General features: G+C 69.5%; 7 protein-coding genes and 1 tRNA gene. 2 read left to right on the top strand and 6 right to left on the bottom strand.

Annotation, left to right across the window (positions count from 1 at the left end; genetic code table 11):
• The 3 genes from selB to M5J20_RS04340 all read right to left on the bottom strand — a co-directional run bounded on the left by selB (window position 1) and on the right by M5J20_RS04340 (window position 3,154).
• Window positions 1-1,740 carry a selenocysteine-specific translation elongation factor gene (gene selB / locus M5J20_RS04330; protein WP_253576744.1) on the bottom strand — a complete coding sequence of 580 codons (1,740 nt, stop codon included), beginning with the start codon at window positions 1,738-1,740 and terminating at the stop codon, window positions 1-3.
• The gene (gene selA / locus M5J20_RS04335; RefSeq protein ID WP_253576747.1) at window positions 1,737-3,038 is read right to left on the bottom strand and encodes an L-seryl-tRNA(Sec) selenium transferase; all 1,302 of its coding nucleotides are present in this window, start codon (window positions 3,036-3,038) and stop codon (window positions 1,737-1,739) included. Before selA ends, selB begins: the two co-directional genes overlap by 4 nt.
• A gap of 21 nt (window positions 3,039-3,059) precedes the next feature.
• A tRNA-Sec gene (locus tag M5J20_RS04340) sits at window positions 3,060-3,154 on the bottom strand.
• 24 nt (window positions 3,155-3,178) lie between these two features.
• Here M5J20_RS04340 and selD point away from each other — a divergent pair.
• On the top strand, window positions 3,179-4,156 hold the full coding sequence (gene selD / locus M5J20_RS04345; protein ID WP_253576749.1) for a selenide, water dikinase SelD: 978 nt from the start codon (window positions 3,179-3,181) through the stop codon (window positions 4,154-4,156).
• A gap of 10 nt (window positions 4,157-4,166) precedes the next feature.
• Here selD and nrfD read toward each other — a convergent pair whose 3' ends face one another.
• The 3 genes from nrfD to fdnG are packed head-to-tail and all read right to left on the bottom strand — an operon-like array spanning window position 4,167 to window position 9,549.
• Window positions 4,167-5,249, bottom strand: a complete 1,083-nt coding sequence (nrfD, locus tag M5J20_RS04350; protein WP_253576752.1) for an NrfD/PsrC family molybdoenzyme membrane anchor subunit — start codon at window positions 5,247-5,249, stop codon at window positions 4,167-4,169.
• Window positions 5,250-6,269: a 4Fe-4S dicluster domain-containing protein gene (locus M5J20_RS04355; protein ID WP_253576949.1), complete on the bottom strand. Its 1,020-nt coding sequence runs from the start codon at window positions 6,267-6,269 to the stop codon at window positions 5,250-5,252.
• 13 nt (window positions 6,270-6,282) lie between these two features.
• Window positions 6,283-9,549: a formate dehydrogenase-N subunit alpha gene (gene fdnG / locus M5J20_RS04360; protein ID WP_253576755.1), complete on the bottom strand. Its 3,267-nt coding sequence runs from the start codon at window positions 9,547-9,549 to the stop codon at window positions 6,283-6,285.
• A gap of 139 nt (window positions 9,550-9,688) precedes the next feature.
• Here fdnG and M5J20_RS04365 point away from each other — a divergent pair, with 139 nt between their 5' ends.
• Window positions 9,689-11,296 carry a DUF4185 domain-containing protein gene (locus tag M5J20_RS04365; protein ID WP_253576758.1) on the top strand — a complete coding sequence of 536 codons (1,608 nt, stop codon included), beginning with the start codon at window positions 9,689-9,691 and terminating at the stop codon, window positions 11,294-11,296.
• Window positions 11,297-11,302 lie beyond the last annotated feature (6 nt).

The raw sequence follows: 11,302 nt of genomic DNA on the forward strand, positions 1-11,302 counted from the left end.
CTAGGTCAGCACCCGCTGCGTCCCGTCGACGCGGCGGGTTTTTCCTTGCGCGTCGAGCAGCTCCAGCAGCGGGATGGCAACGCGGCGCGTCGTATCCCACGCCTTGCGCGCGTCCGAGGCGGAAAACGGCTGGTCGACGCCGCGCAGCAGCGCGACGGCGCGGGCTGGCGCGTCGGGCAGCAGCACCACGCCGTCGGCGATGCGCAGCACGCGCCCCGCCCGCTCGGCGGCGGCGAGTTCCTTCGTGCCCACACCCCATCTCGCGAGGTCCGCCGCCTCCGGCGCCGCGAAGGGGCTTTCGCGCAGGTGCGCCTCCAGCTTCTCAATCCCCGGCCCCAGGTCCGTCGAACGCCCCGAAGAGATCACGCCGTCGTGCACCGTGAGCTTCGCCGCGGCCGCCGCGAGCGGCAACAGCTTTGCATCGGGGAGCTTGAGCTTTTCGACGCCCGCCCCCACCGACACGCCCGCAGCCAGCGGATTCGCCCGCTCGAACTCGGCGACGGCGGCCGTGAGCTGGTCCTTCCACGCCATGACTTGCTCGGCGCGGATCCAGTAACCGGCGAAGGCGATAGAACCCTGCGGCGGCGCGTCCGGCACGTTGAAGCCGAGGCGCTGAAGCTGCGCCGGGGTGACCGCAACGCGGCGCGCGATCTCCTTGCTGATGTCGGGTTCCGGTGCGAGTTCCTCCGCACGGCGGGCGGCGTCGCCGCGGCGGGTGAACTCGGGCGGGTCGACGTCGACGGCCCGCGCGCCGGCGAGGATGCGCTGGTCGCCGGAGCCGCGCAGGACTATCGCATCGCCGAGGGTGAGCGGCAGCGGCTCGTCGAGCGTGAGCCGCGCGAAGTCCGGCGACAGCTGGCGGATGCGGCAGCCGATCCCCGCCGTGCCGATGTGCGCGACGGCCTCGCGCGGCAGGTCGCCAGTCACCGCGACATCGACTACGCTCGTGCGCTGCCAGGCGTCCGGCGTGGTCAGCACGTCGCCGCGCCCGATGCGCTCCACGTCCACGTCCCGCAGGTTCAGCGCCACGCGGCGGGCAGGCGTGGCAAAGTCAACGGCTGCGTCCTCGGATTGCACGCCGCGGACGTGCACCTCGCGGCCGTTGAGCTCGAGCCTGTCGCCGGGGCGGATGGTGCCGGCGGTGAGCGTGCCGGTCACTACGGTGCCCGCGCCCTTGACGGTGAAGGAGCGGTCCACCCAGAACCGCACCCGGGTGTCCGGGTCGGGGGTGGCGGCCGCGCGCAACACCTCTGCCAGCGCCGCGGTAAGCGCGTCGAGGCCCTCGCCGGTCACGGCCGAGACCTCCACGACGGGCCAATCCTCAAGCGTCGTGCCGGCCACAGCGTCGACGATCTCATTGCGGGTGGCCGCACGGCGCGCCTCGTCGGCGCGGTCGGCGCGCGTCACGGCAATCACGCCGGTGGGGATGCGAAAGGCGTCGATGGCGGCGAGGTGCTCCTTGGTCTGGGCCATCACGCCCTCGTCGGCGGCGACGACGAGCATGACCACGGGCGCGGGGCCGACACCGGCGAGCATGTTCGCAATGAAACGCTCGTGCCCGGGCACGTCGACGAAGGCCACGTCCTCGCCGTCGATGTCCGCCCACACAAACCCGAGGTCGATGGTCAGGCCGCGCTGCTGCTCTTCCTCCCAGCGGTCCGGCTCCATGCCGGTCAGCCGTTTGACCAGCGTCGATTTTCCGTGGTCCACATGCCCGGCGGTGGCGACGACGTAGCTCATCGCCCCTCCCCCTTCGTCAGCTCCTCAGCGATCGCGGCTGCGACCTCGCCGTCGCGCGCCTCCGGCACGCAGCGCAGGTCGACGAGCAGGCCGCCGTCATGCACGCGCCCCAGCACTGCGGGGGTGCGGTGGCGCAGGGGGGCAGCCAACCAAGCGTCGTAACGCACGGCCCAGCCCGGCAGCGGGTGGCCGGGCGCTCCCCCGCCGCCGACGCGGCCGTCGTGCGCGACCACCGTGCCGCCAGTGGCCGTGGCGAGTGCCTCAGCGCGGGCCTTGAGCTGGGCTTCGTCGGCGTGGAGGTACGCGTGCGTCGGGTTCGCGCTCGCGCGCAGCGTCGCCTCGAGCGCGGCGAGGCGCAGCTTGTCGATGCGTACCGCGCGCGCCAGCGGGTGCTTGCGCATCGCCGCGATCGCCTCGGCGCGCCCGAGCACCACGCCCGCCTGCGGCCCGCCGAGCAACTTGTCGCCGGAGAAGAGCACAACGTCGGCGCCCTCGGCGAGCGCTGTGGCGGCATCCGGCTCGTCCGGCAGCGCGGGGTCGGGCGCGAGGAGCCCGGAACCCGTGTCGACGATCAGGGCCATGCCATGCGCGTCCGCGATCCCGCGCAGCTCGCGCACGCCGACGGCGGCGGTGAAGCCCTCCACGCGGTAGTTGGAGGGGTGCACCTTGAGGATCGCCCTGGCGCCGGCCGCGGCGGCGCGCTCGTAGTCGGCCGGGTGCGTGCGGTTCGTCGCACCCACCTCGACGAGGTCCACGCGGGCCGATTCGATGAGCTCCGGCAGGCGGAAGCCGGCGCCGATTTCGATGAGCTCGCCCCGGGAAATGACCAGCTTGCCGTGCTCTGCGAACGTCGCCGCGGCCAGCAGGAGCGCGGCCGCGCCGTTGTTGACCACCAGCGCGTCCTCCGCCGCGGGGCAGGCGGCGAGCAGCGCGTCGTTGGCCTGCTTGCCGCGCTCGCGCGAACGCTCCCCGCGCGCGAGATCCATCTCAACGTCCACGTAGCCTGCGGCATCGACCATGGCGGCAACCGCCGCGTCCCCGAGCGGCGCGCGGCCGACGTTGGTGTGCACCACCACGCCGGTGCAGTTGATCACGGGCGTGAGCGCCGACGCCCCGCGCGCGACGTCGGCCAGGAATTTCGCCTCCACCTCGTCCGGGGCGATCTCTCCGCGGCGCGCCCTGTCCTGGGCGCTCGAGGCGAGCGCTTTGAGGGTGTGCTGGTTGAGGGCGGGTGTGTCCCCGCCGTCGATACGCGCAAGCAGCGTGTCAGTGCGCGGGATGGCGCGTCGCGGGTCCATGGTGCCTCCCTGAAAAAAGCGTGGCGGAGACGGACAGGAATCGAACCTGCCAAGCCGAGATGCTCGACTTCACCAGTTTTGAAGACTGGGGCGCCCACCAGGACACGTACGCCTCCACCGCGCGACGCTACCATGCGGGTATGAGCGAAATTCGATTGACCCAGTTCGCGGCCGGCGGCGGCTGCGCGTGCAAGATCCCTCCCGGCGAGCTCGAGGACGCGGTCGCCGGGCTCGTCGGCTTCGCCGATCCGAACGTAATTGTCGGCCTCGACGACGGCGACGACGCCGCCGCGATCCGCGTGCGCGACGACCTCGCGGTGATTTCCACCGCGGACTTCTTCACCCCCGTCGTCGACGACGCCTACACCTGGGGCAAGATCGCCGCCGTCAACGCGCTGTCCGACGTGTACGCCATGGGCGGCACCCCGATCACCGCGATCAACCTGCTCGGCTGGCCGCGCGACGTGCTGCCGCAGGAACTCATCCGCGAGGTGCTGCGCGGCGGCCTCGACGCGGCGACCGAAGCCGGCATCTCCGTGACCGGCGGCCACTCCATCTCCGCGCCCGAGCCGATCTACGGCATGGCCGCGACCGGCACCGCCGACCCGGCGAAGCTCATGCGCAACGACGCCGCCGAGGCGGGCTTGCCCATCACGCTGACCAAGCCGATCGGCTCTGGCCTGCTCAACAACCGCCACAAGGCGACCGGCGAGTGGTTTGACGAGGCCGTCGCCGTGATGACCACGCTCAACCGCGGGGCCTCCGAGGCTGCCGTCGCCGCCGGCGTGCGCGCCGCGACCGATGTCACCGGCTTCGGCCTGCTCGGCCACCTCTACAAGATGGTCCGCGCCTCCGGCGTCGATGCCGTGGTGGACTTCTCGCGCGTCCCGCTTATCGACGGCGCTCTCCAGACCCTCCAGGATGGCTTCATCCCGGGCGGCTCGCGCCGAAACCTCGACTGGGTGCAGCCCAACATCGACTCCGACCTGGGTTTCGACGAGCTTTTGGTGCTTGCCGACGCCCAGACATCCGGCGGCCTCCTCGTCATCGGCGAGGTGCCGGGCTACCCGGTGATCGGCGAGACCGTCGCCGGCACCGGGCGCGTGCGCGTGGTCTAGCCCGCCCGCCTTACCCGGCCGTGGTGATGGAGTCGGCGACGTTGCCCTGCTCCCGGCGCTTTGCCAGACGGGCGCGCTGCGGCTCCACCACGTACTTCGGGTCTTCGGTCGAGCGCTTGCCGGCGGCCATGATGCCGAAACGCGTCAGGCAGGAACCCGCCATGAGCGCCGCGCCGGACAGCGCCGCGACCACGCGGTTGCGGCCGCCGAGCGCTGCGCCGATGCCGCCGGCGGCGACGAGCACCTCAGCAGTTTTCAGCAGGGTGCCGGCCTTGCCGTCGTGCATCGTCTCCTCGAGCGGGGCTTCGAGGTTTTTCTCCAGCACCTTCGTCGCCGCGATGTCGGAGGCCGCGCCGATAGCGGCGAGCGCGCGGGCTGGGCCGTTGTGCTCCGTCGACGTTGTCACCAGCGCCGCGCCCGATGCGGCCGAGGCCGCAGACGACACGAACAGCGCCGGAAGGTCCTTGCGGGCGTGCTGCCACAGCGGCACGGAGGTGTCGCCCAGGAGCACGGCGGTGTAGACGGCCAGCGGCGCGCCCAAGAGACCCGAGAACACACCGGCCGGGGTGGCTGCTGCGTGCAGGAAGGAACGCGCGAAGTCCGGCAACGGCAGGATCTCCCCGCTCAGCTCGTCCACTTCCGCTGCAGCGGCGACCGCGGCGGCGGTGGAGAACGGCCCGAGGATCCACGAGCCCACCGACATCGGCGAGGACAGCTTGAACACGCGGAACATGTTCAAAAGGCGCTCCGGGCGGCCGAGGTCGGCCACGAGGAACAGCGATCCCAGCGCGGACGCGCCCGCGGCGGTGATTCGCGCGTTGCGCTGCAGCTCACGGTTACCTGTCGCGCCGGCGCCGACGCCCAGAAGCGCCGAGCCGCCGGCGACGCCGCCGAGGAACAGGTAGCCGGCGATCGGCCACTCCCACGGCGGGAACTTCACAATCGGGCGCCCGTAGTACGAGTCGTACTGCTCGAACTCGGCGCGCGGCACCATCATTTCTTCGCCGCGGCGCTGCTTGCGCTCGCCCGGCTTGCGCTCGCCGCGCGGGCGGCGCGGCTCCTCTGGCGGGCGGTAGTTATCGAACTGCGCCATTTAGCCTCGACCTCCAATCGCAAACGCAGCGGCGGCGGCGCCGATGAGGCCGGCGGCCGCGACAGCAGCGCGCTTCGCCATCTCCGGCAGGTTCGCCGTGGGCACTTCAGGGTCCGGCGGCAGGCCGTACACCTCGGGCGCATCGAGCAAAAGGAAGATCGACCCGGTGCCGCCGACGCCGTCCTCGCTGTTCGCGCCGTAGAGACGCGCCTCGGTCTGGCCCTGGGCGTGCAGCTCGGCGACGCGGGCGCGGGCAGTGGCCAGCATCTCGTCGTAGCTGCCGTACTTGATCGACGTCGTGGGGCAGGTCTTGGCGCACGCCGGGCCCTCGCCCACCGCCTGGCGGTCGAAGCACATCGTGCACTTCTGCGCCACGCCGACGTTCTTGATCGGCGCGACCTCACCCGGGGTGAAATCCTCGCCCACGCGCGGGGAACGCTCGTTGCGCTTCTCAACGCCGCCGTCGGCACGCCGCTCGATGACTCCGAACGGGCAGCCCGCGACGCACGTGCCGCAGCCGTTGCAGACGTCGTCCTGCACCACGACGGTGCCGTGCTCCGTGCGGAACAGCGCACCCGTGGGGCACACGTCGAGGCAGCCGGCGTTGGTGCAGTGCTTGCACACGTCGGAAGACATCAACCAGCGGAAATCTGGGGTGCCGTGCGGCATCGCTGACGCAGGATCCGGCGTCGCAGCATCCACATCGGCGGCGCGCACTCCCGGCATGCCGAGCGAAATCAGCTGCGCGCCCTCCTCGCGGGCCCGCTCGATCTGCGCCTCGGACTGCTCGATGAACGCCACGTGGCGCCACGTGTCCGCGCCGAGGGAACCGGTGTTGTCGTAGGACATGCCGGAGAACTCGTAGCCGCCGTCCTGCGGGTTGCGGTTCCACTCCTTGCACGCCACCTCGCAGGCCTTGCAGCCGATGCAGATGGAAGTGTCGGTGAAGAACGCTTTGCGCTCCGAGCGGTCGTAGGAGACGTGGTACGGCGCCTCGGTGACCCGATTCTTTGTGCTCATGCGACTCATGGCGCTACCCTTCCCTCTCCGACATGTTGTGCTTCGTGTTGTCCGCCTCGGCGGCATCGTCACCGTCGCGCAGGCCCGCCGCCTCCTCGGCGGCCTTATTGCCCAGGGTCGAGCCGGTGTCCTCCGTCAGCCCGGCGCGGCGCTGGTACTCGCGCATCAGCTCGTCGCGGGCCTCGCCGCGGGGGCGCCGGCCCGGGCGGATATCCACCGCGGAGACCTTGGAGGCCTGAATGTTCACGTTCGGGTCGAGCATGATGCCCAGCAGGTCGTTCGGGCCGTCGCCCTCAACTTCTGCGTAGGCGCCCTGGCCGTAGTGGAAGGGCATGCCCACCTGCTCGTACTCTCGGTCCCCGATGACGAGGGACTGGATGCGGTCCGTCACCAGCACGCGCGACTCAATGGCGCCGCGCGGGGAGATGATGGTGGCCCACTCCCCGTGCGTCAGGCCCGCCTTGGCCGCGAGTTCCGGAGAGACCTCGCAGAACAGCTCGGGCTGCAGCTCCGCCAGGTACGGCAGGGTGCGGGTCATGGCGCCGGAGGTGTACATCTCCGTCAGGCGGTAGGTGTTCAGCATGTACGGGTACACCTCGGTGCCCGCCTCGCCGTAGTTCGGCGCGGAGAGGTTGTTCGGCCCGCGCATGACGATGCGGGACGGGGACTGCTGCTGCGAGTACAGGAAGTTCGGGAACGGGGATTCCTGCGGCTCGTAGTGCGTCGGCATCGGGCCGTCAACCATGCCGCGCGGGGCGAAGAGCCAGCCCTTGCCGTCCGGCTGCATGATGAACGGATCGTCGCCGGCAAGCGCGGCGGGGCCCACGGCGTCGCGGTCCGGCTTGTAGCCGGGGGCGCGGTCCACCGGGAAGTCCACCACGTCATTGGACTGCCACAGTTCCTTCTCCTCGTCCCACCAGACGAGCTTCTTGCGCTCGGACCACGGCTTGCCGTCCGCGTCCGCGGAAGCGCGGTTGTACAGCACGCGGCGGTTCATGGGCCACGCCCAACCCCAGTCCAGCGCCATCTCGTTCTGCTCCGAGCCCGGGCGCTTGTTGGCGGCGCGGTTCACGCCGCCGGCGTACACGCCCGAGTAGATCCAGCAGCCGCAGCTGGTGGAGCCGTCGGCCGTGAGGTCGGCGAACTTGTCCACCAACTCGCCCTTGCGCGGGCCGGAGAGGTAGTAGCCGTTGATCTCGCGGAGGACGCTTTCGGCGTCCACCTCGCCGTCGTCGTCAAGATCGTAATCCCAGGTGATCTTCTGCAGCGGCAGGTCGCGGGGATCGGTGGAATCCTTCACGCGGTCCTTGATGCGGCAGCCCAGCTCGTAGAAGAACTGCAGGTCGCTGTCGGCGTCGCCCGGGGCGTCCTTCGCCTTGAAGCGCCACTGCAGCATGCGCTGCGTCTGGGTGAAGGTGCCGGCCTTCTCCACGTGGTTGGCGGCCGGGAAGAGGAACACCTCGGTGTCGATCTCCTCCGTCACCAGATCACCCGAGGCGATTTCCGGGGAGTCCTTCCAGAAGGTCGCGGTTTCGATCTCCTGGAAGTCGCGCACCACCAGCCACTTCAGTTTGGCCAGCGCCATGCGCTGCATGCGGCCGTTGGATTGGGCCACGGCGGGGTTCTGGCCGAACACGAAGTAGCCGTCGACAAGCCCCTCAAGCATGAGCTGCAGCGTGTGGTACGTGGAGTGCGCGCCGGTGAGGCGCGGCATGAGGTCCATGCCCCAGTTGTTCTCCTCGGTCGCGGCGTCACCCCAGTAGGTCTTCATCAGGGAGACGGCGTAGGTGTCGCCCTTCTGCCAGAAGCCCTTCTGGTCGCGCTTGGCAATCGCGTCGACGTAGTCGTCCCACGTCTGCACCTCTGCCTGCGGCATCGGCAGGTAGCCGGGCAGCAGGTGGAAGAGCGTCGGCACGTCGGTGGAGCCCTGGATGGAGGCGTGTCCGCGCAGCGCCATGATGCCGGAGCCCGGGCGGCCGACGTTGCCCATGAGCAGCTGCAGAATGGCGCAGGTGCGGATGAACTGCGCACCCATGGTGTGCTGCGTCCAGCCCAAGGCGTAGGCGAAGCAGGTGGTGCGGTCGCGGCCGGAGTTCTCGGCGATGGAGTTGGCGAGGTAGTAGAAGTCCTCCTGCGAGATGCCGCAGGCCTTCTCCACCATCTCCGGGGTGTAGCGCGAGTAGTGGCGCTTGAGAATCTGGAACACGCAGCGCGGATCTTGAAGCGTCTCGTCCTTCTCCACGTCCCAGGACACCTGCGCGTCCCAGGCCGGCTTCGGCTGCCACGAAGAGTTGTCGTACGCGCCGGTCTCCGGGTCGTAGCCGGAGAACAGACCGTCCAAATCCTCGGTGTCGCGGAAGTCGTCGGAAATGATCGTGGACGCGTTGGTGAAGCTCTTGACGTACTCCTCGAAGTACAGCTCGTTTTCCAGCACGTAGTTGATCACCGCGCCGAGCAGCACCACGTCGGAGCCGCCGCGGATCGGGATGTGCTTATGCGCCACCGCCGAGGTGCGGGTGAAACGCGGGTCGACGTGGATGATCCGCGCGCCGCGGTTTTTCGCCTCGATGACCCACTGGAAGCCCACCGGGTGCGCCTCGGCCATGTTTGAACCCTGAATGACAATGCAGTCCGCATTTGCCATGTCCTGCAGCGGCTGGGTTGCGCCGCCGCGGCCAAAGGAGGATCCCAAACTGGGAACCGTGGAGGAGTGTCATATACGTGCCTGATTTTCAATCTGCACCGCGCCCGAGGCGGTCCAGAGCTTCTTAATCAGGTAGTTCTCCTCGTTATCCATCGCGGCGCCGCCGAGGCCGGCGATGCCCATGGTGCGGCGCACCGGGCGGCCCTTCTCGTCGACGTCCTGCCAGCCGTTGGCGCGCGCCTCCATGAAGCGGTCCACGACCATCTCCAGGGCGGTCTCGCGGTCGAGCTTGACCCATTCCTTCGACTTCGGTGCGCGGTAAAGAATGTCGGTGAGGCGGTTCGGCGCGTTCACCAGCTGCTCGGATGCGGCACCCTTCGGGCACAGACGGCCGCGGGAGTGCGGCGAATCCGGGTCACCTTCGATCTGGATGACCTTCTCGTCCTTGACGTACACACGCTGCCCGCAACCCACGGCGCAGTAGGGGCACACGGACTTGACCACCCGGTCAGCCTCCGCGATGCGCCCTTCCATCTCCTGGGTGCGGGTGGATTCGGTGTGCTCGCCACGCGCAAAGGGGTCCGCTCCGCGAAGCTGGCGCAGAACTGGCCAGTTCAGGGGACTAATTCGTGACATGTGTCCAACCCTAGTCCATGCACCCCTTCAGCGCGGCACCCGTTTCTTTGCCTGTTTCGAGCTCGTTGGTTTGTTACGGTTGGCGTGCTGAGCACCACGCTTATCGACGTCTGTTTCCCACCCGAAGGCGAGAGTCCCCATGCCCCGCTTTTCCAAGCCCACGGCGCTTGTCTGCGCCGCGACCGCCGGCACCCTTGTGCTCGGCTCCATCGCCGCCCCCGAGGCATTCAGCCAGCACGACACGAAGCAGGCCGGTATCAGCGGCCTGCGCGCGGCGCTGACGGGCAAGGAGACGGTGCAGGCGGCGACGAAACAGACGCGGCTTACCGTCCAGGCGGTGAACACCCCCGAGCCGGCCCCCCAGGTCGAGGTGCGCGAGCCCGAGGTGCAGGCTGACGAACCCGAAGCGCCGCGCTCCGCGGGCTCGGCGGCCTTCAGGAGTTCATCGGAAAGCTCCTCCGGCTCCAGTAGCTCGAGCGCGGGAACCCGGACCCCTAAAAAGCCGCCCGCGAAGCGCGCGTCGGCGCCGGTGGTGACGTCGCAGGGCCTGACCATTCAAAACCGCGGCGACGTGCTGGGGCCGTATGCCGCGCACGTGGGCTTCCGCTCCGGCGACCTGGGTGCGATGGCCCCCATCGGTGACGGCCGCTTCGCCATGATCTTCGGCGACTCGTTCCGCGGCGACCGCATCGGCACGGGTGAGTGGATGAGCCCCGTCGGCGTGGCCGCGAAGGTGGACTCAACTGGTGCGATTGAGATCACGGGCCCGCTCAACCGCGGTTCGCAGGTCGAGCAGATGGTGGCGTACCAGCGCTACAACGACCCGGACCTCACGCTCATCCCATCCGACATCCTGAACATCGGCGGGACGCTCTACATGCAGGGCATGTGGAACTACGGGTTGGGTAACGTCCGATCCTCGGAGATCTGGCGCTCCTACGACAGCGGCCAGACCTGGCGCAGCCTCGGTGTCACGCCGACGGAGTACATGAGCGGCATGGGCGACCTCATCTCCTGGGAAGAAGGCGGCGACGGCTACATCTACGTCGTCTCCTCCTCGTTCACCCGCAGCAACCCCGTCTACCTGGCCCGTTTCCTGGAGACGGACATGGGCGACCGACAAAAGTGGGAGCTCTACGACCCGAGCACCGGCGAGTGGGGCCAGGAGGGCAGCCCGATCCTCGATGCGGGTGTGAAGGCCGGCGAGATGTGCCTGCGCCGCATCGACGGCAAGTGGGTGCTGGTGATGTTCAACGAGGCCACGCTGGCCGTCGAGGTCCGCATTTCGGACACGCTCGCGCAGAACTGGGACAGTGTGCCGGTCGCTGTCGTCGCCAAGCACGGCTCATGGCGCAACCCCCAGGAGCCGCTGAACTGGTCCCAGCCCTACGGCGGCTACATCGTGCCGGGGTCCACGCTTGCGAACATGGGCATCGTGGTATCCCAGTGGAACACCGAAAACCACAGCCGCTACATGGCCACCCAGTTCAACGTCGAGGGCCTGGACCGCTTCTTCGGCGTGGCGTCGAGCGGCACGGACAACCCGCTGCTGCCGATCGTCGACCACACCGCGCCGCTGCCCGATCCCGATCCGGAGCAGCCGTCGCAGCCGCAGGGTTCCAGCGACGCCGAGGTGACGCTCGCCGTGCTCAGCGTCCTCGGTCTCGTCGCAGGCCTTGTCGCCGTGAACTGGCAGACGCTCCGCCCGCTCCTGCCGCCGCAGGTGCGCTCCGTGCTGCCGTTCTAGCTGGGC

The sequence above is a fragment of the Corynebacterium stercoris genome (assembly GCF_024160105.1).
Lineage (GTDB): Bacteria > Actinomycetota > Actinomycetes > Mycobacteriales > Mycobacteriaceae > Corynebacterium > Corynebacterium stercoris.